The 342-nt window shown below is 58.8% G+C and carries 1 pseudogene; it reads right to left on the reverse strand.

The window, feature by feature from the left end:
- Nucleotides 1-183: pseudogene (locus OSO_RS46750) on the reverse strand (hypothetical protein); the annotation flags it as partial.
- Between the last annotated feature and the right edge of the window lie 159 nt (nt 184-342).

Below are 342 nucleotides of genomic sequence, written 5' to 3' on the forward strand. Positions count from 1 at the left end.
GTCAGCTCCGATCGGACCAAGGTTGATGTCGAGCATGCGCCCGAGAGTGTCACCGCTGGCCTGCTCGACAGTGGTCATGTGTCGCAGGGCAAGCAGCTTTGCCGGTTCCGCATACGCGACCGGGCAAATCGTATTGATCACGACCGGAAACACTTCGCGGCCAAACTCGTCAAACGCCTGCATGATGTGCCTCACTTCGTCGCGTCGGTAATGACGGCCAACAACCCCGACAACGTGGCATCGGGACGAGCGACGTACGGTGTGATGAACTCATTGAGCAAAGTAGAAATCTTCATGGCTTCGGTCGGGGCCTGGCGTGCGGCCGTGACTTGCTCAAGGGTT

The organism is Schlesneria paludicola DSM 18645 (assembly GCF_000255655.1).
Taxonomy (GTDB): Bacteria; Planctomycetota; Planctomycetia; order Planctomycetales; family Planctomycetaceae; genus Schlesneria; species Schlesneria paludicola.